Source organism: Actinoallomurus acanthiterrae (assembly GCF_054775715.1).
Window position 1 is genome coordinate 1 of record NZ_BAAHCO010000002.1, and the last position, 19,183, is coordinate 19,183.

The window sequence follows — 19,183 nt, forward strand, 5'->3', positions numbered from 1 at the left end:
GTACGTATTGCTAAGGTTAACAGACTTGGTTGGGTTGGGTAACTCAGCACCTAGCCTCATTCACTCCTGCTTCAATCGCTTTAGAGATATAGTTAAAATAGCCTCTAGATAGTCGATCCGATCATCATCCAAAATAATGCCGTCATCAAAGTGATCCTTATAGCCTAAACCATTTTCTGTGATATAGATCTTTTGGTAATTCGGATAATCCTCTTTGATGCGAATCAATGAATCATAGATTCCTTCAGGATAAATCAGCCAATCCCAGTCTCTCCGCGGCAAATCATCTCTTTGGATACGTTCACCGATTACTTAATACGATAAACCTGTGTCCCTTTTCTCCTGTCGTGTTATCAAACATCCACTTCATCGTTATAAGCTTTTACCCAATGACTCACGTAATTGTTGATTCCTCAGATAATCATTGCGATTCGCCGCTTCCATTTCTATAAAATCGCTTTCATCTATCGAAATACTCGTCTCATTTGCTTCTAAAATCTCGTTGATACATTCCATGGTGTGATCAGAGTAATACCCAAGTAGGTAGCATCCATCAAAAATTTCACGGATAAAGCATCGTCTAGTTCCGCCGCATGTATATCTTCAGGTGCATCAGACGCAGGATATTTCGGTTCCAATGAGTGAACGACACCGATCTCTCCTTCGTAATTTCCTTCTTTAAAAATGTTTACAGCTCGCGCGTGAGCGTACATCATGTTATGCAAAGCAGTGATCGTTTTTTGTAAATCAAACCGAATCTCTGGCGGAAATGCGCCTGTTAGATATTGATTGGTTGCCTACCGGATAGATTTCATTGAAGGTACTCCAGTAATACACTTCCTTAAACTCGTCAAAGCAGAATTTTGCGTCATTTACGAAGTGTTCAACATTCTCGCGATAAAAATCCCCTCATCAAACAATACTAGGGGTATCAAAGTGATGGATGGTTACGAAAAGGCGTGATCCATGTTTACACTCTGCAAAAACCTTGTGATAATACTCGACACCTTTTTGATTCACTTCTCCGTAACCTTTTGGAAAGATCCGGCTCCAAGCGATTGACATACGTAGCTATCGATTTTAAATTTTTTGCATAATTCGATATCAACCGGATATTGATGATAAAAATCACTGGCTGGCTCTGCCGTGTAACGACCTTTTTCTACTAAAAAGGTATCCCAAGCAACAGGTCCCTTCCCATCTTTATCAATGGCTCCTTCTACTTGATAGGCCGCAGTTGCTCCGCCCATTAAAAAATCTTCTGGAAGCTTTCTCAATTCTGTCATTCTTTCTTCTCCTCGTTGTTTTGTTGTATTTTGTTGAAATTTTATAAAAGCCTTTGTACGTGGATCGTAAAATCAATTCGTTCATTCTCATTCAATGATTTTCCTAAGTGACTTTCGATTAACTCATAAATTCGATTTCCTATTTGATAGGCTTGAGGATAATCCTTTTTCAATGTCTCCTCAAAATTCAAAGAAAAAGGTTCCGCATCATTTGAATCACTCGTGATCCGTTCCAAGAAATAGTTCAAATGAATCATCAAGCGGTCATAGTAGTTTTTGTTTTTATTGGTTCTGCGAATTCCAGCAGCTGACAATTCGTTTTGCACCAATTCGATCATTTTCTTTTCTATTCCATCCTCTGTTTTTATCAATGATGATGTTTCCCTGGCATTAATAAAATGCAGAGCAATTGTTGTTGTGTACTACTGGTTCAGTTACGTATTGCTAAGGTTAACATACAGCGACTACGCATTCTCATCAGCACCTACCGCCATGAGTCGGTTGGGGCGGCGGTAAGTACTGGCCTGCTGCCGTGGGTGCTGGCGCAGTGGGGAATGCAAGCCACCTTATTGCTCCTGGCGGCAGTGTTGTTGGTTGGTTTTGTTGTGACCTGGCTATGGGCACCAGAAACCAAAGCACTCCCGCTGGTGGCGGCGGGAAATGTAGGAGGTGCGAATGAACATTCTGTTAGCGTTTAAAGCCGAACCGGATGCCGGAATGCTGGCGGAAAAAGAGTGGCAGGCGGCTCAGGGTAATAGCGGACCGGATGTTTCGCTTCTGCGAAGTTTACTCGGTGCTGATGAACAGGCTGCCGCCGCGCTGCTGTTGGCGCAGAGAAAAAACGGTACGTCGATGTCTTTAACCGCGTTGAGCATGGGGGATGAACGGGCGTTGCACTGGCTGCGCTATCTCATGGCTCTTGGGTTTGAGGAAGCTGTATTGCTGGAGACGGCGGCAGATCTGCGCTTTGCGCCGGAATTTGTCGCTCGCCATATTGCCGAATGGCAGCTACCAGAATCCGCTGGATCTGATAATTACCGGCTGCCAAAGCAGCGAAGGGCAGAATGGGCAAACGCCATTTTTGCTGGCGGAAATGCTGGGCTGGCCCTGCTTCACCCAGGTGGAGCGTTTCACTCTCGACGCGCCGTTTATCACCCTCGAACAGCGTACTGAACATGGGGCTGCGCTGTTGCCGGGTTCGCTTGCCTGCGGTGATTGCCGTGCGTCAGTGCGGTGAAGTGGCCTTGCCAGTACCGGGAATGCGCCAGCGAATGGCTGCGGGGAAAGCAGAAATTATCCGTAAAACTGTTGCTGCCGAAATGCCAGCGATGCAGTGTCTGCAACTGGCAAGAGCAGAGCAACGACGCGGAGCGACGCTGATTGATGGGCAAACGGTAGCAGAAAAAGCGCAAAAGCTATGGCAGGACTATTTACGCCAAAGGATGCAGCCATGAATATCGCAATTGTGACAATAAATCAGGAGAATGCCGCAATAGCGAGCTGGCTGGCGGCGCAGGATTTCAGCGGTTGTACCCTGGCGCACTGGCAAATAGAACCTCAGCCGATGTTGCGGAACAGGTGCTGGATGCGCTGGTGGAACAGTGGCAGCGAACGCCTGCGGACGTTGTTCTCTTTCCTCCGGGCGCGTTTGGCGATGAACTGTCGACCCGGCTGGCCTGGCGTTTACATGGTGCAAGCATCTGCCAGGTGACTTCGTCGATATTCCAACCGTAAGCGTGCGCAAATCCCACTGGGGAAATGCGCTAACGGCGACGCTGCAAACAGAAAAACGCCCGCTATGCCTTTCGCTGGCACGTCAGGCGGGAGCAGATAAAAACGCCACGTTGCCCTCTGGGATGCAGCAACTGAACATTGTCCCCGGCGCGCTTCCCGACTGGCTTATCAGCATCGAAAATCTGAAAAATGTTACCCGTGACCCATTAGCTGAGGCCAGACGGGTGCTGGTGGTGGGGCAGGGCGGAGAGGCAGATAACCAGGAAATCGCTATGCTGGCAGAAAAGCTGGGAGCCGAAGTGGGCTACAGTCGGGCACGAGTGATGAACGGTGGCGTTGATGCCGAAAAAGTGATTGGTATTTCCGGACATCTGCTGGCACCTGAGGTGTGTATTGTTGTTGGCGCTTCCGGCGCAGCAGCGTTAATGGCGGGCGTACGCAATAGCAAGTTTGTGGTGGCGATTAATCATGACGCCAGCGCGGCGGTATTTTCACAGGCAGATGTTGGCGTGGTTGATGACTGGAAAGCGGTGCTGGAGGCACTGGTGACAACCATTCACGCAGATTGCCAATAACGTGCTGCCGGATGATCCTGCCTACGGTTCTGGGCTGGGGACTTGTAGCCTGATAAGACGCGTCAAGCGTCGCATCAGGCGCTGAATGTCGGATGTGGCGTGCAGCCTACAAATCACACCAAATTCAACTTGTTACGATTATCCCGTCAAAGCAATTTTTTCGCTAACGTCCAGACCCCGGTATTCGTGGTGGAAAGCGCCACAACACCCGCGTTAATCGCATTACGCGCATCTTCTTCATCGCACACCAGCCCGCCAGCAATCAGCGGTTGGCGGATTTTCTCCGTCACCCAGCCCAGCACTTTAGGCATACAGCCTGGCAGGATCTCAATACAATCCGGATTCGATTGCGCAACTTGCTTATCAATGTTGTGAAACGAAATCGAATCAACAATAAACAGTCGATGAATACAGAAAAAACCTTCCGCTCTTGCTGCTTTCAGCATTGAGGCTTTGGTACTGATAATTCCGTCCGCCTCGGTCACCAGTTTCAAAAACTGAATCACCACTTCTTTATTTGACGCGCCTTCCAGCAAATCAACATGAATAAAAGCATATTTTCCCGGCGTTCTTAATCTTTTTAACGATATTACTAATGGTGCAGATATTGCCGTACAACACGGAAATAAACTGGCATTCAGAGTCGATTGCCAGTTGCAGGCTGGCATTATCTTTAACGGCAGCAATCACCGGATTCTGGCGGAGCAGGTGTAAGAGGGGCATAAATTATCCTTATTATTTATCCAAAGCGGTAGGTGATGCCGAATCCGGAAGGCGGATAGCGCCACTGTTGTAGTGTTGATTCGTCGCACAGCAAACGGCAGGTGCCACACTCCAGGCAGCCGTGATAATCAACGCGTAAGTCACCTTCCGGTGTGAGCGAAAAAAGACCAGCCGGACAGGCGTTAATCAACCGTTGTACCGTCTGGCGCTCAACGGAGTCAGCCGGAACAATGTGCGGCGCATCGGCAACGCGCCAGAGATTACGGGCTACAGACATCGCAGACTCCTGATAACATCGCCCGCCAGATGCCACAGGCCGTGACGACGTAAATGACGCCAGAGTAACTGGCGCAGCGGTGGAACAGGTTTATCACCCTGATCCCATAAATCGCGGGAAATATCCTGCATTAACGCAGGCCACGCCCGATACCAGCCAGGGCGTTGCAAAAGCGCCGGAACATGCTGATAACGCTGTAGAACATCCCATAGCAGGCTGCGCTCTACGTTGTGATGATAAAGCGGAAACAGATTTTGCGGCTCGCGGTGCTGGCAGGCGCTTATCAGCGTTTGTGCCGCCGCCTGCGCGCCAGTTAGCGCCATATCCATGCCGCGCACGGAAATTCCGGTATTGACGCAACTGCGCAACGCATCGCCCACCAGCAGCCAGCCGTTACCGGCGTATTGCACCGGCATACTGTGCAAGCCACCTTCTGGCACCAGATGCGCACCATACTCCAGTGATTCCGTGTTTTTGATAAGCGGGCGCACTGCCGGATGCGTTTTAAAGCGAGTCAGCAGCTCGCTTGCCGGAACACGACTTTGCGTAAGGGAAGAGAGCGGGCAAACAATCCCTAACGAGAGCGTTTGTTGATTAGTATAAAGAAATGCGCCGCCGGGTAAGTCATCACAGATCCCGCCGCTGAACAGCAACGCTGCGCCTTCGTTATTCTCCAGATGAAAACGTTCTTCAATAGCGGATGGTTCCAGCGACAGCACTTCTTTGATCCCCAACGCCATCGCTTCGCCAGCAGGACGAGTCACTAACCCGTGACGTTCAGCCAGGACGCTGTTGGCACCTTCTGCCAGCACCACATAACGGGCGCGAGAATATCGTCACCACAAATGACACCACACACCCTGCCGTTTTCTTCATACAGTGCATCTACCGTCGCACCGGGGATGCATTCGACACCTTCTTTTTCGGCTTCGGCAACCAGCCACGGATCGAATCGTGCACGTAATACACTCCAGGATTCACCGCCGGGCTGTAAGCTGGAAAACGTCGTTGCGCCATCTGGCGTTAACAGAGAAAGACTTTCGTGAGTGATGCGTCGTTCAAGGGGCGCGGTCAGGTGAAATTGCGGGAGGAGTTCCGCGAGCGCATGGGTGTATAAACGCCCGCCGGAAAGATTTTTGCTGCCGGGAATTTCCGCTCGTTCCAGTAACAAAACGGATAAACCCGCTCGCGCGCAGCGTAACGCGCAAGCGGTGCCAGCAATTCCGGCACCGATAATAATAATGTCGCAGTCGTCTTCCATGTCATGCCCCAGATATCCAGAACACAACACCCTAACATAGCGTTACTTAAGGGAAATTGACCGCCGACACACTCTTATCATTCGCCGCGATAGATACAACCTGCGGTGCAGGTTTCTTTTACCATCACCGCACTTAACAGCGGCACAACGGGTTTAACCTGATCCCAAATCCATTTTGCTAAAACTTCGCTGGTTGGGTTTTCCAGACCTGGAATATCATTGAGATAATGGTGATCGAGGCGCTCGTAGGTTGGCTTAAACGCCGCTTTCAGTTCAGCGAAATCGATAATCCAGCCCGTATGCGGATCGACTTCCCCGGTAATTTCCAGTCGCACCATAAAGGAATGCCCGTGCAGGCGACCACATTTATGCCCTTGTGGGACGTGCGGCAAGCGGTGAGCGGCTTCGAAGGTGAAATCTTTAAATAACGTGGTGGACATCATAATTTCTCTACATGACGATAAAACCGCCGTAGAGTACCGGAAAGGCTGTTTTTTCGCATTATCTAAAACGACTTTGTTGCGCAAAATCGCTGATTTATCTTATTGATGGGCTATATTCATTTGTTTTTCATTGGGTTGGTTAATCTATTTTGTTGTTAAAGACTATTGCTAAAACAGGTTAGTCGATTTGGTTATTAGTTATCGCTATCCCGTCTTTAATCCACACCGTTCACCCCGTTAACCTTACCTTCTCTTCTGTTTTATGGGCGCTGACAGGGCGCAGAAACAGCTTTGCTTACTGGAACATAACGACGCATGACGACACAGGTCCCACCTTCCGCGTTGCTTCCGTTGAACCCGGAGCAACTGGCACGCCTTCAGGCGGCCACGACCGATTTAACTCCTACCCAGCTTGCCTGGGTTTCTGGCTATTTCTGGGGCGTGCTCAACCAGCAGCCTGCTGCGCTTGCAGCGACGCCAGCGCCCGCCGCAGAAATGCCGGGTATAACTATTATCTCCGCCTCGCAAACCGGCAATGCGCGCCGGGTTGCTGAAGCATTACGCGATGATTTATTAGCGGCAAAACTGAACGTTAAGCTGGTGAACGCGGGCGACTATAAATTCAAACAAATCGCCAGCGAAAAACTGCTTATCGTGGTGACGTCAACGCAAGGGGAAGGGGAACCGCCGGAAGAAGCCGTCGCGCTGCATAAGTTCCTGTTCTCCAAAAAAGCGCCAAAGCTGGAAAACACCGCGTTTGCCGTGTTTAGCCTCGGCGATAGCTCTTATGAATTTTTCTGCCAGTCCGGGAAAGATTTTGACAGTAAGCTGGCGGAACTGGGCGGTGAACGCCTGCTCGACCGTGTCGATGCCGACGTTGAATACCAGGCTGCTGCCAGCGAGTGGCGCGCCCGCGTGGTTGATGCGCTTAAATCGCGTGCGCCTGTCGCGGCACCTTCGCAATCCGTCGCTACTGGCGCGGTAAATGAAATCCACACCAGCCCGTATAGCAAAGACGCGCCGCTGGTGGCGAGCCTTTCGGTTAACCAGAAAATTACCGGGCGTAACTCTGAAAAAGACGTTCGTCCATTCGAAATTGACTTAGGTGACTCTGGGCCTGCGTTACCAGCCGGGTGACGCGCTGGGCGTCTGGTATCAGAACGATCCGGCACTGGTGAAAGAACTTGTCGAACTGCTGTGGCTGAAAGGCGATGAACCTGTCACCGTCGAGGGCAAAACGTTGCCTCTGAACGAAGCGCTACAGTGGCACTTCGAACTGACCGTCAACACCGCCAACATTGTTGAGAACTATGCCACGCTTACCCGCAGCGAAACGCTGCTGCCGCTGGTGGGCGATAAAGCGAAGTTACAGCATTACGCCGCGACGACGCCGATTGTCGACATGGTGCGTTTCTCTCCGGCGCAACTGGATGCCGAAGCGCTGATTAATCTGCTGCGCCCGCTGACCCCGCGCCTGTATTCCATCGCCTCCTCGCAGGCGGAAGTCGAGAACGAAGTGCACGTTACCGTTGGTGTGGTGCGTTACGACGTGGAAGGCCGCGCCCGTGCCGGTGGTGCCTCCAGCTTCCTCGCGGATCGTGTGGAAGAAGAGGGCGAAGTCCGCGTATTTATCGAACATAACGACAACTTCCGCCTGCCAACCAACCCGGAAACCCCGGTGATTATGATTGGCCCAGGCACCGGCATCGCGCCGTTCCGCGCCTTTATGCAGCAGCGCGCCGCCGACGAAGCGCCGGGTAAAAACTGGCTGTTCTTTGGCAACCCGCACTTTACGGAAGATTTCCTCTACCAGGTGGAATGGCAGCGTTACGTCAAAGAAGGCGTGCTGACGCGCATCGATCTCGCCTGGTCGCGCGATCAAAAAGAAAAAATTTACGTACAAGACAAACTGCGCGAACAGGGCGCAGAGCTGTGGCGCTGGATCAATGACGGTGCCCACATTTATGTCTGCGGCGACGCTAATCGCATGGCGAAAGACGTTGAGCAGGCACTTCTGGAAGTGATTGCCGAATTTGGTGGCATGGACACCGAAGCGGCGGATGAATTTTTAAGTGAGCTGCGCGTAGAGCGCCGTTATCAGCGAGATGTCTACTAATGAGCGAAAAACATCCAGGGCCTTTAGTGGTCGAAGGAAAACTGACAGACGCCGAGCGCATGAAGCTTGAAAGCAACTACCTGCGCGGCACCATTGCGGAAGATTTAAACGACGGTCTGACCGGCGGCTTTAAGGGCGACAACTTCCTGCTGATCCGCTTCCACGGCATGTATCAGCAGGATGACCGCGACATCCGCGCCGAACGTGCTGAACAGAAGCTGGAGCCGCGCCACGCGATGCTGCTTCGCTGTCGTCTGCCGGGTGGGGTGATTACCACTAAACAGTGGCAGGCGATCGACAAATTTGCCGGTGAAAACACCATCTATGGCAGCATTCGCCTGACCAACCGCCAGACGTTTCAGTTCCACGGCATTCTGAAAAAGAACGTCAAACCGGTGCACCAGATGCTGCACTCGGTCGGTCTTGATGCGCTGGCGACCGCTAACGACATGAACCGTAACGTACTCTGCACCTCGAACCCTTACGAGTCGCAGCTGCACGCGGAAGCATATGAATGGGCGAAGAAAATTTCTGAACATCTGCTGCCTCGTACCCGCGCGTATGCGGAGATCTGGCTCGATCAGGAAAAAGTCGCCACTACTGATGAAGAGCCGATCCTTGGTCAGACCTACCTGCCGCGTAAGTTCAAAACCACGGTAGTGATCCCGCCGCAGAACGATATCGATCTGCACGCCAACGACATGAACTTCGTGGCGATCGCCGAAAACGGCAAGCTGGTGGGCTTTAACCTGCTGGTGGGCGGTGGGCTTTCCATCGAACACGGCAACAAGAAAACCTACGCCCGCACGGCGAGTGAGTTTGGCTATCTGCCGCTGGAGCATACGCTGGCGGTGGCGGAAGCCGTCGTGACAACTCAGCGTGACTGGGGTAACCGAACCGATCGTAAAAATGCCAAAACCAAATACACGCTGGAGCGCGTGGGGGTTGAGACGTTTAAAGCGGAAGTTGAACGTCGCGCGGGGATCAAATTCGAGCCGATTCGTCCCGTATGAGTTTCACCGGACGCGGCGATCGTATTGGCTGGGTTAAGGGCATTGATGATAACTGGCACCTGACGCTGTTTATCGAAAATGGTCGCATCCTTGATTATCCGGGGCGTCCGCTGAAAACCGGCCTGCTGGAGATCGCGAAGATCCACAAAGGTGATTTCCGCATTACGGCGAACCAGAATCTGATCATCGCCGGCGTGCCGGAAAGCGAGAAAGCGAAGATCGAGAAGATCGCCAAAGAGAGCGGGTTAATGAATGCCGTCACGCCGCAGCGTGAAAACTCAATGGCCTGCGTGTCATTCCCGACTTGCCCGCTGGCGATGGCGGAAGCAGAGCGTTTCCTGCCGTCTTTTATCGACAACATCGATAATTTAATGGCGAAACATGGTGTCAGCGATGAGCATATCGTGATGCGTGTAACAGGCTGCCCGAACGGTTGTGGTCGCGCGATGCTGGCGGAAGTGGGCCTGGTGGGTAAAGCGCCGGGTCGCTACAACCTGCATCTTGGCGGCAACCGCATTGGGACACGTATCCCACGGATGTATAAAGAAAACATCACCGAGCCGGAAATCCTGGCGTCGCTTGATGAACTGATAGGGCGCTGGGCGAAAGAGCGCGAAGCGGGTGAAGGCTTCGGCGACTTTACGGTGCGTGCGGGCATCATTCGCCCGGTGCTCGATCCGGCGCGCGATTTGTGGGATTAACCATCAGCCCGGTCTTGTAGGCCTGATAAGACGTGTGAGCGTCGCATCAGGCAAGGCAAACAGTGAGGAATCTATGTCCAAACTCGATCTAAACGCCCTGAACGAACTGCCGAAGGTAGATCGCATTCTGGCGCTGGCGGAAACTAACGCCGAACTGGAAAAACTGGACGCTGAAGGCCGCGTTGCCTGGGCGCTGGATAATCTGCCCGGTGAATATGTACTTTCTTCCAGCTTTGGCATTCAGGCGGCGGTGAGCCTGCATCTGGTGAATCAGATTCGCCCGGATATTCCGGTGATCCTCACCGATACCGGCTATCTGTTCCCGGAAACCTACCGCTTTATTGACGAGTTAACGGACAAACTCAAGCTCAACCTGAAAGTGTACCGTGCTACCGAAAGCGCCGCCTGGCAGGAAGCACGCTACGGCAAACTGTGGGAGCAGGGCGTTGAAGGCATTGAAAAGTACAATGACATCAACAAAGTCGAACCGATGAACCGGGCGCTGAAAGAACTGAATGCGCAAACCTGGTTTGCTGGCCTGCGCCGTGAACAATCCGGCAGCCGCGCCAATTTACCGGTGCTGGCAATTCAGCGTGGCGTATTTAAAGTGCTGCCGATTATCGACTGGGATAACCGAACTATTTATCAGTACCTGCAAAAACATGGCCTGAAATATCACCCATTATGGGACGAAGGATATTTATCGGTGGGCGATACCCATACAACCCGTAAATGGGAACCCGGCATGGCGGAAGAAGAAACGCGTTTCTTTGGCTTAAAAAGGGAATGTGGATTACACGAAGGGTAAATATTGCCGGATAAATTAAACGCCTCTGTCAGAAATGATGGGGGCGTTTTTATTTTGCGAGCAGCATTCCGGCATTTAAACGTGAACGTCGCAGGGAGAATTAACAGGTATAGAATGGCGTTGGGTGCTTGAGGCTGTCTGGCGTTAAGCATTCGCGAGGTTCCAGATGGACAAAAGCCCCAGGCGATATTTCTATCAACCTGAGGCTCACGTTCGAACCTAGCAATTCGGATGTTAGTCTCTTCTTTGCAGGGAGGCAAGACATGCTGACAAAATATGCCCTTGTGGCAATCATCGTACTGTGTTGTACAGTACTGGGATTCACGCTGATGGTAGGCGACTCGTTGTGTGAGTTGAGTATCAGAGAACGTGGTATGGAGTTTAAGGCAGTTCTCGCTTACGAATCGAAGAAGTAGCCACCACGCGGGGTAAAACCCCGCGTACTGAATTGTGATGGTTTGGCTCTCCTGCACCCCTTTTTTATACTCTGTTTCTGGTGGCATTGATTTCCTGCAGGCAAGGGAGTAATCATTTCAAACCCATTAAGATGCCTTCGCCAGCTCCTTCACCAACGGTAGCATTATCCGCATAACATCACGGCAGCGACGTTCTATTCTTCCAGGAAGTGCCTTATCAATATGCTGTTGATTATCCAGTCTTACGTCATGCCAGCTATTTCCCGCAGGGAATGCGGCTGTTTTTGCGCGTTGCTGATAACCATCCTTATTGCCAAGATTCCAGTTAGTCGCTTCCACCGAAAGTACAGCAATACCGGCTTTGTCGAATATTTCTGCGTCATTACAACACCCAGTGCCTTTCGGATAGTTTTTATTCAAACCCTGGATTTGTGGTGGCGGCAATTCCATGGCTGCGGGCAATTGCCAGCGCCCGGTCGCGCGTTAATTTCCTTACTGCTTCAGGGGTTTTTACACCGCTGTTGAAATACAATTTATCGCCAACAATTAAGTTATCGAGATTAATCACCAGCAGCGTATTTTTCTTTTCGGTGTCACTCATCCGCTTGAGTAAATTCTCAGCGCCTAATTTTCCCTTCCTCTTCGCCGCTGGTCGCCACAAATCGAATACCATACTCGGTAGGCGTATTTTTCAGGCGTTCTGCCAGTTCCAGCATGACACCTAAACCAGATATGAATTAGAATGCGTAGTCGCTGTTAACCTTAGCAATACGGCAATGTTGTTGCTTCGTTCAGTTCTTGCTAAGGTTAGTTTCCTCGTGCAGTGTCGAGATCAGCACCTGGACGCCGTTGTGCGTGTAGAGCTCGGCCTGGGGCATGAGCGCGTGCACGGCCCGGACGGCGGGCTCGGTGCGCGGACTGCGGTAGGAGCCAGATCTGCCCAGGAGGCGCCCATCCGCGCTCGAGCAGGCCGTAGTCGAGCACGATGGGCGCCTCTGCTGGGCGACCCGACCTGCCTGCCGCAGTGGTACTGTAGCCTGGTTCAGCGTATTGCTAAGGTTAAGCATCGTTCTGCATGATGGGTTAGCAGCACCTACTATCAGTCCCGCCTCTTCAATCGCTTCGCGACGGGCAACATCTTCCACACTTTCACCCTCTTCAATCATCCCGGCAACCATCTCCAGTAGCCAGGGGGTTTCGCTGGTGTCGTACGCGGCAATCCGAATCTGCTCAATCAGCACAACTTCATCACGCACTGGGTCAAAGGGTAGCAAGACTGCGGCGTGACCGCGCTCAAAAATTTCCCGCCGTACCTCATGACTCATTTGCCCGTTGAATAGACGATGACGAAATCTATAAAGATCTAATGAAAAAAAGCCGCGATAAAGTGTTTCTCGTGCAATAATTTCTACATCGTTTTTGCCAAATGTAACGGGCAGGTTGTCTGGCTTAAGCATTGTTAATGTCCTGGCACTAATAGTGAATTAAATGTGAATTTCAGCGACGTTTGACTGCCGTTTGAGCAGTCATGTGTTAAATTGAGGCACATTAACGCCCTATGGCACGTAACGCCAACCTTTTGCGGTAGCGGCTTCTGCTAGAATCCGCAATAATTTTACAGTTTGATCGCGCTAAATACTGCTTCACCACAAGGAATGCAAATGAAGAAATTGCTCCCCATTCTTATCGGCCTGAGCCTTTCTGGGTTCAGTTCGTTGAGCCAGGCCGAGAACCTGATGCAAGTTTATCAGCAAGCACGCCTTAGTAACCCGGAATTGCGTAAGTCTGCCGCCGATCGTGATGCTGCCTTTGAAAAAATTAATGAAGCGCGCAGTCCATTACTGCCACAGCTAGGTTTAGGTGCAGATTACACCTATAGCAACGGCTACCGCGACGCGAACGGCATCAACTCTAACGCGACCAGTGCGTCCCTGCAGTTAACTCAATCCATTTTTGATATGTCGAAATGGCGTGCGTTAACGCTGCAGGAAAAAGCAGCTGGGATTCAGGACGTCACGTATCAGACCGATCAACAAACCTTGATCCTCAACACCGCGACCGCTTATTTCAACGTGTTGAATGCTATTGACGTTCTTTCCTATACACAGGCGCAAAAAGAAGCGATCTACCGTCAATTAGATCAAACCACCCAACGTTTTAACGTGGGCCTGGTAGCGATCACCGACGTGCAGAACGCCCGCGCACAGTACGATACCGTGCTGGCGAACGAAGTGACCGCACGTAATAACCTTGATAACGCGGTAGAGCAGCTGCGCCAGATCACCGGTAACTACTATCCGGAACTGGCGGCGCTGAATGTCGAAAACTTTAAAACCGACAAACCACAGCCGGTTAACACGCTGCTGAAAGAAGCCGAAAAACGCAACCTGTCGCTGTTACAGGCGCGCTTGAGCCAGGACCTGGCGCGCGAGCAAATTCGCCAGGCGCAGGATGGTCACTTACCGACTCTGGATTTAACGGCTTCTACCGGGATTTCTGACACCTCTTATAGCGGTTCGAAAACCCGTGGTGCCGCTGGTACCCAGTATGACGATAGCAATATGGGCCAGAACAAAGTTGGCCTGAGCTTCTCGCTGCCGATTTATCAGGGCGGAATGGTTAACTCGCAGGTGAAACAGGCCCAGTACAACTTTGTTGGTGCCAGCGAGCAACTGGAAAGCGCGCATCGTAGCGTCGTGCAAACCGTACGTTCCTCCTTCAACAACATTAATGCTTCTATCAGTAGCATTAACGCCTACAAACAAGCCGTAGTTTCCGCTCAAAGCTCATTAGACGCGATGGAAGCGGGTTACTCGGTCGGTACGCGTACCATTGTTGATGTGTTGGATGCGACCACCACGCTGTACAACGCTAAGCAAGAGCTGGCAAATGCGCGTTATAACTACCTGATTAACCAGTTGAATATTAAGTCAGCTCTGGGTACGTTGAACGAGCAGGATCTGCTGGCACTGAACAATGCGCTGAGCAAACCGGTTTCCACTAATCCGGAAAACGTTGCCCCGCAAACGCCGGAACAGAATGCTATTGCTGATGGTTATGCGCCTGATAGCCCGGCACCCGTCGTTCAGCAAACATCCGCACGCACTACCACCAGTAACGGTCATAACCCTTTCCGTAACTGATGACGACGACGGGGCTTCGGCCCCGTCTGAACGTAAGGCAACGTAAAGATACGGGTTATCTGCCGCATTCTTCCCCCTTCTCGCTTCAATTTCGACCAGCCATCCTCTATTCTGATGGGTATTTACCACTGGTCCCGGAAGACAAAAATGAAACGGACAAAATCCATACGCCACGCATCGTTCCGCAAAAACTGGAGCGCACGCCATCTGACACCAGTCGCTCTCGCGGTTGCCACTGTTTTTATGCTGGCTGGCTGTGAAAAGAGTGATGAAACAGTGTCTCTCTATCAAAATGCTGACGACTGTTCAGCTGCAAACCCAGGCAAAAGCGCCGAATGTACCACCGCGTACAACAATGCGCTGAAAGAAGCCGAACGTACTGCGCCGAAATACGCCACCCGTGAAGACTGTGTTGCTGAATTTGGTGAAGGTCAGTGCCAGCAGGCACCAGCCCAGGCTGGCATGGCACCAGAAAACCAGGCGCAGGCCCAGCAATCCAGCGGGAGTTTCTGGATGCCGCTGATGGCCGGTTACATGATGGGGTCGTCTGATGGGCGGCGGCGCGGGATTTGCACAGCAGCCGCTGTTCTCCTCGAAAAACCCGGCCAGCCCGGCTTACGGTAAATATACCGACGCGACCGGTAAAAACTATGGCGCAGCCCAGCCAGGCCGCACCATGACCGTACCGAAGACGGCAATGGCACCAAAACCGGCGACCACCACTACCGTTACCCGTGGCGGTTTTGGTGAATCTGTTGCCAAACAAAGCACTATGCAGCGTAGCGCAACCGGCACCTCTTCTCGTTCAATGGGTGGCTGATACCGATGGAAAGAGTCAGTATTACCGAGCGCCCGGACTGGCGCGAAAAGCCCACGAATACGGTTTCAATTTTCACACCATGTACGGCGAGCCGTACTGGTGTGAAGATGCTTACTACAAGTTGACCCTCGCCCAGGTTGAAAAGCTGGAAGAAGTCACCGCCGAACTGCACCAGATGTGCCTGAAAGTGGTGGAAAAAGTGATCGCCAGCGATGAGCTGATGACCAAATTCCGCATTCCAAAACACACCTGGAGTTTTGTGCGCCAGTCATGGCTGACGCACCAGCCATCGCTTTATTCGCGTCTTGATCTGGCGTGGGATGGCACTGGCGAACCTAAACTTCTGGAAAATAACGCCGATACGCCAACGTCACTATACGAGGCGGCGTTCTTTCAGTGGATCTGGCTGGAAGATCAGCTTAACGCCGGTAACTTGCCGGAGGGCAGCGACCAGTTTAACAGTCTGCAAGAAAAGCTGATCGATCGCTTCGTTGAGCTGCGTGAACAGTATGGCTTCCAGTTGCTGCATCTCACCTGCTGTCGCGACACGGTGGAAGATCGCGGAACCATTCAGTATTTGCAGGACTGCGCGACGGAAGCTGAAATCGCTACCGAGTTCCTCTACATCGACGATATCGGGTTAGGTGAAAAAGGTCAGTTCACGGATTTACAGGATCAGGTGATTTCCAACCTGTTCAAGCTGTATCCGTGGGAATTTATGTTGCGTGAGATGTTCTCCACCAAGCTGGAGGATGCAGGCGTACGCTGGCTGGAACCGGCGTGGAAGAGCATTATCTCCAACAAAGCGCTTCTACCGCTACTGTGGGAGATGTTCCCGAATCACCCGAACCTGCTGCCCGCTTATTTTGCGGAAGATGATCATCCGCAAATGGAAAAATATGTGGTTAAACCGATCTTCTCCCGTGAAGGCGCAAACGTGTCGATCATTGAGAACGGCAAAACCATTGAAGCAGCGGAAGGTCCGTATGGCGAAGAAGGGATGATTGTTCAGCAATTCCACCCGTTACCGAAATTCGGCGACAGCTATATGCTGATTGGTAGCTGGCTGGTGAACGATCAACCTGCCGGAATTGGCATTCGTGAAGACCGTGCATTGATCACCCAGGATATGTCTCGGTTTTATCCACATATTTTTGTTGAGTAATCAATGATGCCGGATGGCATTCGCCATCCGGTAATTGTTAACCTATCTGCACCGACAGCATACTTAAACTGCCCATTTCTATACCATCGACCGGAATGGTAATTGGCTCCTGCCCATCCCACGCCCCTAAGACATACAACAACGGCAGATAGTGCTCTGGCGTTGGGTTCGATAACGCGCCACCTTCATGGTCGAGATAATTCACCAGAGGATGTTGTTCCACCGGCCCTTGCCACGTCAGATTCGCTTTCACATACTCATTAAACGACGTCGCCCACGGATACGGTGAACTATCACCGTGCCACTTCACTGTACGCAGGTTATGCACCACGTTGCCACTGGCGACCAACATTATCCCTTCATCACGCAGCGCCGCGAGTTTGCGCCCCATTTCGAAATGCCAGGCGGCAGGTTTGCTACTGTCGATACTCAACTGCACCATCGGGATATCGGCGTCAGGATACATCTTAATCAGCACGCCCCAGGAGCCGTGGTCGAAAGCCCCAGGCTTCTTTATCCAGCGTCACCGGGACCGGCGCTAACAGCTCAACCAGATGCTGTGCCAGCGCAGGCGAACCCGGAGCAGGATAATGCGTATCGTACAGCGCCTGCGGGAAGCCACCAAAGTCATGAATCGTGGGCGGCGTCTCCATCGCGGTCACTCCTGTTCCACGGGTAAACCAGTGAGCCGAAACCACCACAATCGCTTGCGGGCGTGGCAATGTCATCCCCAACTTCTGCCAGCTGCGGGTATACAAATTATCTTCCAGCACGTTCATCGGACTACCGTGACCTAAAAACAATGCTGGCATACGTGTTGAAGACATGATGATATCCTTAACTAAAGGTGTCATTTTGATATCCTCACAATACGCTTGTTCGGCGGAGTAAGAACCCGGATAACAATGATGATGATCATCAGTTATTTTGACGATCTGCCTGAAGGTGAAGATTTATAAGGAGTTGTCGATGTCAGTACCTCTCATTCTGACCATACTGGCGGGGGCAGCCACGTTTATTGGCGCGTTTCTCGGCGTTCTCGGGCAAAAACCCTCGAACCGCTTACTGGCGTTTTCGCTAGGATTTGCGGCGGGGATCATGTTGCTCATCTCATTAATGGAAATGCTTCCTGCCGCACTAGCCGCCGAAGGAATGTCGCCTGTGTTGGGTTATGGAATGTTTATCTTCGGTCTGCTTGGCTATTTTGGCCTGGACCGCATGTTGCCACATGCGCATCCGCAGGATTTAATGCAAAAATCGGTGCAGCCGTTGCCAAAATCGATCAAGCGCACAGCCATTCTGCTCACTCTCGGTATCAGTCTGCATAACTTCCCGGAAGGGATTGCCACCTTTGTCACGGCGAGCAGCAACCTGGAGCTGGGATTTGGCATCGCCCTGGCCGTAGCGTTGCACAATATTCCTGAAGGTCTGGCGGTTGCAGGCCCGGTTTACGCGGCAACGGGGTCTAAACGCACCGCAATTCTGTGGGCGGGGATTTCTGGACTGGCAGAAATTCTTGGTGGTGTGCTGGCGTGGTTAATCCTCGGTAGCATGATTTCCCCGGTGGTCATGGCGGCAATCATGGCGGCGGTTGCAGGAATTATGGTGGCGCTCTCGGTTGATGAATTAATGCCGCTCGCCAAAGAGATTGACCCTAATAATAACCCCAGCTATGGCGTACTATGTGGAATGTCAGTGATGGGATTCAGTTTAGTGCTGCTACAAACGGCGGGAATTGGTTAAAGACGATAATGACAGATGTTGCCCATTGCTAAAGGCAACATCTGTATCGTTATTAAAGGTATTATTGATGCTTTTCAAACACTTCTTTATCGGAGCGTTTATCTATTTACTTCGGGCAGCTAACAGCGCATCTCTGTCATGGCGAAAAGCTTTACAGTAACGTTTAAGATGCAGGAAATAGCCCACCAGCAGTAGAACAATTAATACAATCCAGTACCAGGCAATAAACATCCTTTTCACCTTCAAAATTTAACATTACTAAACATTTAGCGCATAAATTTCACATATCCTTTTTCGGATATATTCATATGGTCGCATAATAACGGAACAATTATATGATTTTGATCATAATGAAAAAGAATGCCTGATATTAATGAAATTTTCTCATAGAAAGAGAAGCGGAATTAACATCTTGCATAGCAGGGAAAATAAAAACCGAAGCCTGCTACAACTTCGGTTTCTTGATTAAGGCAGTAAATTAAGCAGCGGTTTTCAGCTGGCTTTACGCTCATGTGCCTGACGGTATGCCACCAGGTCTTCAATAGTCACGAGCGCCATATTGTGTTTATTGGCAAACTCAATGCACTCTGGTGCACGCGCCATCGTGCCATCGTCATTAGTCAGCTCACACAGCACACCAGCCGGTTTAAAGCCTGCCAGCGTCATCAGATCAATAGTCGCTTCAGTATGACCGCCACGCGTCAGTACACCACCTGCCTGCGCGCGAAGTGGGAAAACGTGGCCCTGGGCGATTCAGATCTGAAGGTTTTGCGCCATCGGCAATCGCTGCGCGAACGGTCGTAATACGGTCAGCGGCAGAAACACCGGTAGTCACACCTTCAGCTGCTTCAATGGTCACGGTAAAACCGGTGCCATAGGCGCTGGTGTTATTTTCTACCATCATTGGCAGATCGAGTTGTTTACGGCGATCTTCAGTAATGCACAGGCAAACAATACCA

At 51.4% G+C, this 19,183-nt stretch carries 28 protein-coding genes and 3 pseudogenes; 15 read left to right on the forward strand and 16 right to left on the reverse strand.

What is annotated here, in order from left to right:
• Positions 1 to 60 precede the first annotated feature (60 nt).
• The 4 genes and pseudogenes from ACYVF7_RS59440 to ACYVF7_RS59455 all read right to left on the reverse strand — a co-directional run bounded on the left by ACYVF7_RS59440 (position 61) and on the right by ACYVF7_RS59455 (position 1,624).
• A complete protein-coding gene (locus ACYVF7_RS59440) occupies positions 61 to 282 on the reverse strand; it encodes a family 1 glycosylhydrolase (RefSeq protein ID WP_460358736.1) in 222 nt (73 codons plus the stop codon).
• A gap of 209 nt (positions 283 to 491) precedes the next feature.
• Positions 492 to 779 (reverse strand): annotated as a pseudogene (locus ACYVF7_RS59445) (family 1 glycosylhydrolase); the annotation flags it as partial.
• Between the two features lie 133 nt (positions 780 to 912).
• Positions 913 to 1,286: pseudogene (locus ACYVF7_RS59450) on the reverse strand (family 1 glycosylhydrolase).
• A 41-nt stretch (positions 1,287 to 1,327) separates the two neighbouring features.
• On the reverse strand, positions 1,328 to 1,624 hold the full coding sequence (locus ACYVF7_RS59455; protein ID WP_460358737.1) for a PRD domain-containing protein: 297 nt from the start codon (positions 1,622 to 1,624) through the stop codon (positions 1,328 to 1,330).
• A gap of 337 nt (positions 1,625 to 1,961) precedes the next feature.
• Between ACYVF7_RS59455 and ACYVF7_RS59460 the strand changes: the two genes are divergently transcribed.
• Genes ACYVF7_RS59460 through ACYVF7_RS59475 form a run of 4 tightly spaced genes read left to right on the forward strand, consistent with a single transcriptional unit; the run spans position 1,962 to position 3,595 of the window.
• A complete protein-coding gene (locus tag ACYVF7_RS59460) occupies positions 1,962 to 2,459 on the forward strand; it encodes an adenine nucleotide alpha hydrolase family protein (RefSeq protein ID WP_460358739.1) in 498 nt (165 codons plus the stop codon).
• Positions 2,460 to 2,461: 2 nt separating this feature from the next.
• Positions 2,462 to 2,740: a hypothetical protein gene (locus ACYVF7_RS59465; RefSeq protein ID WP_460358740.1), complete on the forward strand. Its 279-nt coding sequence runs from the start codon at positions 2,462 to 2,464 to the stop codon at positions 2,738 to 2,740.
• Positions 2,737 to 2,997: a hypothetical protein gene (locus ACYVF7_RS59470; RefSeq protein WP_460358741.1), complete on the forward strand. Its 261-nt coding sequence runs from the start codon at positions 2,737 to 2,739 to the stop codon at positions 2,995 to 2,997. The genes ACYVF7_RS59465 and ACYVF7_RS59470 overlap by 4 nt, the downstream gene beginning before the upstream one ends.
• Positions 2,998 to 3,022: 25 nt before the next feature.
• Positions 3,023 to 3,595 (forward strand): FAD-binding protein, encoded by a 573-nt coding sequence (locus ACYVF7_RS59475; protein WP_460358742.1) that lies wholly within the window; start codon positions 3,023 to 3,025, stop codon positions 3,593 to 3,595.
• A gap of 146 nt (positions 3,596 to 3,741) precedes the next feature.
• Here the strand turns inward: ACYVF7_RS59475 and ACYVF7_RS59480 are convergent, their stop codons facing one another.
• The 6 genes from ACYVF7_RS59480 to queD form a co-directional block, all read right to left on the reverse strand.
• Positions 3,742 to 4,131: a glycerol-3-phosphate responsive antiterminator gene (locus tag ACYVF7_RS59480; protein ID WP_460358744.1), complete on the reverse strand. Its 390-nt coding sequence runs from the start codon at positions 4,129 to 4,131 to the stop codon at positions 3,742 to 3,744.
• 1 nt (position 4,132) lies between these two features.
• A complete protein-coding gene (locus ACYVF7_RS59485; RefSeq protein WP_460358745.1) occupies positions 4,133 to 4,318 on the reverse strand; it encodes a glycerol-3-phosphate responsive antiterminator in 186 nt (61 codons plus the stop codon).
• 16 nt (positions 4,319 to 4,334) lie between these two features.
• On the reverse strand, positions 4,335 to 4,595 hold the full coding sequence (locus ACYVF7_RS59490) for a ferredoxin family protein (RefSeq protein ID WP_000109535.1): 261 nt from the start codon (positions 4,593 to 4,595) through the stop codon (positions 4,335 to 4,337).
• The gene (locus tag ACYVF7_RS59495; protein ID WP_460358748.1) at positions 4,586 to 5,410 is read right to left on the reverse strand and encodes a hypothetical protein; all 825 of its coding nucleotides are present in this window, start codon (positions 5,408 to 5,410) and stop codon (positions 4,586 to 4,588) included. The genes ACYVF7_RS59490 and ACYVF7_RS59495 overlap by 10 nt, the downstream gene beginning before the upstream one ends.
• On the reverse strand, positions 5,359 to 5,856 hold the full coding sequence (locus ACYVF7_RS59500) for an FAD-dependent oxidoreductase (protein WP_460358750.1): 498 nt from the start codon (positions 5,854 to 5,856) through the stop codon (positions 5,359 to 5,361). The genes ACYVF7_RS59495 and ACYVF7_RS59500 overlap by 52 nt, the downstream gene beginning before the upstream one ends.
• A gap of 77 nt (positions 5,857 to 5,933) precedes the next feature.
• Entirely contained in the window at positions 5,934 to 6,383 is a 450-nt protein-coding gene (queD, locus tag ACYVF7_RS59505; RefSeq protein WP_002430540.1) for a 6-carboxytetrahydropterin synthase QueD, read from the reverse strand.
• Between the two features lie 231 nt (positions 6,384 to 6,614).
• Between queD and ACYVF7_RS59510 the strand changes: the two genes are divergently transcribed.
• From ACYVF7_RS59510 to ACYVF7_RS59535, 6 genes are all read left to right on the forward strand, one after another.
• The gene (locus ACYVF7_RS59510) at positions 6,615 to 7,436 is read left to right on the forward strand and encodes a flavodoxin domain-containing protein (protein WP_460358752.1); all 822 of its coding nucleotides are present in this window, start codon (positions 6,615 to 6,617) and stop codon (positions 7,434 to 7,436) included.
• Positions 7,405 to 8,415 carry a ferredoxin reductase domain-containing protein gene (locus tag ACYVF7_RS59515; protein WP_460358754.1) on the forward strand — a complete coding sequence of 337 codons (1,011 nt, stop codon included), beginning with the start codon at positions 7,405 to 7,407 and terminating at the stop codon, positions 8,413 to 8,415. Before ACYVF7_RS59510 ends, ACYVF7_RS59515 begins: the two co-directional genes overlap by 32 nt.
• Positions 8,415 to 9,428: an NADPH-dependent assimilatory sulfite reductase hemoprotein subunit gene (locus ACYVF7_RS59520; RefSeq protein WP_460358756.1), complete on the forward strand. Its 1,014-nt coding sequence runs from the start codon at positions 8,415 to 8,417 to the stop codon at positions 9,426 to 9,428. The genes ACYVF7_RS59515 and ACYVF7_RS59520 overlap by 1 nt, the downstream gene beginning before the upstream one ends.
• Positions 9,425 to 10,129, forward strand: coding sequence for an assimilatory sulfite reductase (NADPH) hemoprotein subunit (locus tag ACYVF7_RS59525; protein WP_460358757.1), 705 nt, complete (start codon positions 9,425 to 9,427; stop codon positions 10,127 to 10,129). Before ACYVF7_RS59520 ends, ACYVF7_RS59525 begins: the two co-directional genes overlap by 4 nt.
• Positions 10,130 to 10,202: 73 nt before the next feature.
• The gene (gene cysH / locus ACYVF7_RS59530; RefSeq protein ID WP_000039850.1) at positions 10,203 to 10,937 is read left to right on the forward strand and encodes a phosphoadenosine phosphosulfate reductase; all 735 of its coding nucleotides are present in this window, start codon (positions 10,203 to 10,205) and stop codon (positions 10,935 to 10,937) included.
• 263 nt (positions 10,938 to 11,200) lie between these two features.
• Positions 11,201 to 11,353, forward strand: a complete 153-nt coding sequence (locus ACYVF7_RS59535; protein WP_000956458.1) for a Hok/Gef family protein — start codon at positions 11,201 to 11,203, stop codon at positions 11,351 to 11,353.
• A 126-nt stretch (positions 11,354 to 11,479) separates the two neighbouring features.
• On the opposite strand, the pseudogene iap reads toward ACYVF7_RS59535, so the two are convergent.
• Together iap and ACYVF7_RS59545 are read right to left on the reverse strand one after the other, a co-directional pair.
• Positions 11,480 to 12,084 (reverse strand): annotated as a pseudogene (gene iap, locus ACYVF7_RS59540) (alkaline phosphatase isozyme conversion aminopeptidase); the annotation flags it as partial.
• Between the two features lie 60 nt (positions 12,085 to 12,144).
• Positions 12,145 to 12,810 carry an NUDIX domain-containing protein gene (locus ACYVF7_RS59545; protein WP_460358760.1) on the reverse strand — a complete coding sequence of 222 codons (666 nt, stop codon included), beginning with the start codon at positions 12,808 to 12,810 and terminating at the stop codon, positions 12,145 to 12,147.
• A gap of 204 nt (positions 12,811 to 13,014) precedes the next feature.
• On the opposite strand from ACYVF7_RS59545, the gene tolC reads away from it, so the two are divergent.
• The 4 genes from tolC to ACYVF7_RS59565 all read left to right on the forward strand — a co-directional run bounded on the left by tolC (position 13,015) and on the right by ACYVF7_RS59565 (position 16,481).
• Complete coding sequence (tolC, locus tag ACYVF7_RS59550) at positions 13,015 to 14,496, forward strand: outer membrane channel protein TolC (RefSeq protein ID WP_000735289.1); 1,482 nt, start codon at positions 13,015 to 13,017, stop codon at positions 14,494 to 14,496.
• Positions 14,497 to 14,610: 114 nt separating this feature from the next.
• Entirely contained in the window at positions 14,611 to 15,120 is a 510-nt protein-coding gene (locus tag ACYVF7_RS59555; protein ID WP_460358761.1) for a DUF1190 family protein, read from the forward strand.
• Entirely contained in the window at positions 15,047 to 15,316 is a 270-nt protein-coding gene (locus ACYVF7_RS59560; RefSeq protein ID WP_251000730.1) for a DUF1190 domain-containing protein, read from the forward strand. Before ACYVF7_RS59555 ends, ACYVF7_RS59560 begins: the two co-directional genes overlap by 74 nt.
• Positions 15,309 to 16,481, forward strand: coding sequence for a glutathionylspermidine synthase family protein (locus ACYVF7_RS59565; RefSeq protein ID WP_460358763.1), 1,173 nt, complete (start codon positions 15,309 to 15,311; stop codon positions 16,479 to 16,481). Before ACYVF7_RS59560 ends, ACYVF7_RS59565 begins: the two co-directional genes overlap by 8 nt.
• 37 nt (positions 16,482 to 16,518) lie before the next feature.
• Here the strand turns inward: ACYVF7_RS59565 and ygiD are convergent, their stop codons facing one another.
• Both ygiD and ACYVF7_RS59575 read right to left on the reverse strand, forming a co-directional pair.
• On the reverse strand, positions 16,519 to 16,959 hold the full coding sequence (gene ygiD / locus ACYVF7_RS59570; protein ID WP_460358765.1) for a 4,5-DOPA-extradiol-dioxygenase: 441 nt from the start codon (positions 16,957 to 16,959) through the stop codon (positions 16,519 to 16,521).
• The gene (locus tag ACYVF7_RS59575; RefSeq protein ID WP_460358767.1) at positions 16,949 to 17,260 is read right to left on the reverse strand and encodes a DODA-type extradiol aromatic ring-opening family dioxygenase; all 312 of its coding nucleotides are present in this window, start codon (positions 17,258 to 17,260) and stop codon (positions 16,949 to 16,951) included. The genes ygiD and ACYVF7_RS59575 overlap by 11 nt, the downstream gene beginning before the upstream one ends.
• 190 nt (positions 17,261 to 17,450) lie before the next feature.
• Here ACYVF7_RS59575 and zupT point away from each other — a divergent pair, with 190 nt between their 5' ends.
• The gene (gene zupT / locus ACYVF7_RS59580) at positions 17,451 to 18,224 is read left to right on the forward strand and encodes a zinc transporter ZupT (RefSeq protein ID WP_001295627.1); all 774 of its coding nucleotides are present in this window, start codon (positions 17,451 to 17,453) and stop codon (positions 18,222 to 18,224) included.
• Between the two features lie 492 nt (positions 18,225 to 18,716).
• Here the strand turns inward: zupT and ACYVF7_RS59585 are convergent, their stop codons facing one another.
• Both ACYVF7_RS59585 and ACYVF7_RS59590 read right to left on the reverse strand, forming a co-directional pair.
• Positions 18,717 to 18,977 carry a 3,4-dihydroxy-2-butanone-4-phosphate synthase gene (locus ACYVF7_RS59585; RefSeq protein WP_460358928.1) on the reverse strand — a complete coding sequence of 87 codons (261 nt, stop codon included), beginning with the start codon at positions 18,975 to 18,977 and terminating at the stop codon, positions 18,717 to 18,719.
• Positions 18,907 to 19,179 (reverse strand): 3,4-dihydroxy-2-butanone-4-phosphate synthase, encoded by a 273-nt coding sequence (locus ACYVF7_RS59590; RefSeq protein WP_460358930.1) that lies wholly within the window; start codon positions 19,177 to 19,179, stop codon positions 18,907 to 18,909. The genes ACYVF7_RS59585 and ACYVF7_RS59590 overlap by 71 nt, the downstream gene beginning before the upstream one ends.
• Between the last annotated feature and the right edge of the window lie 4 nt (positions 19,180 to 19,183).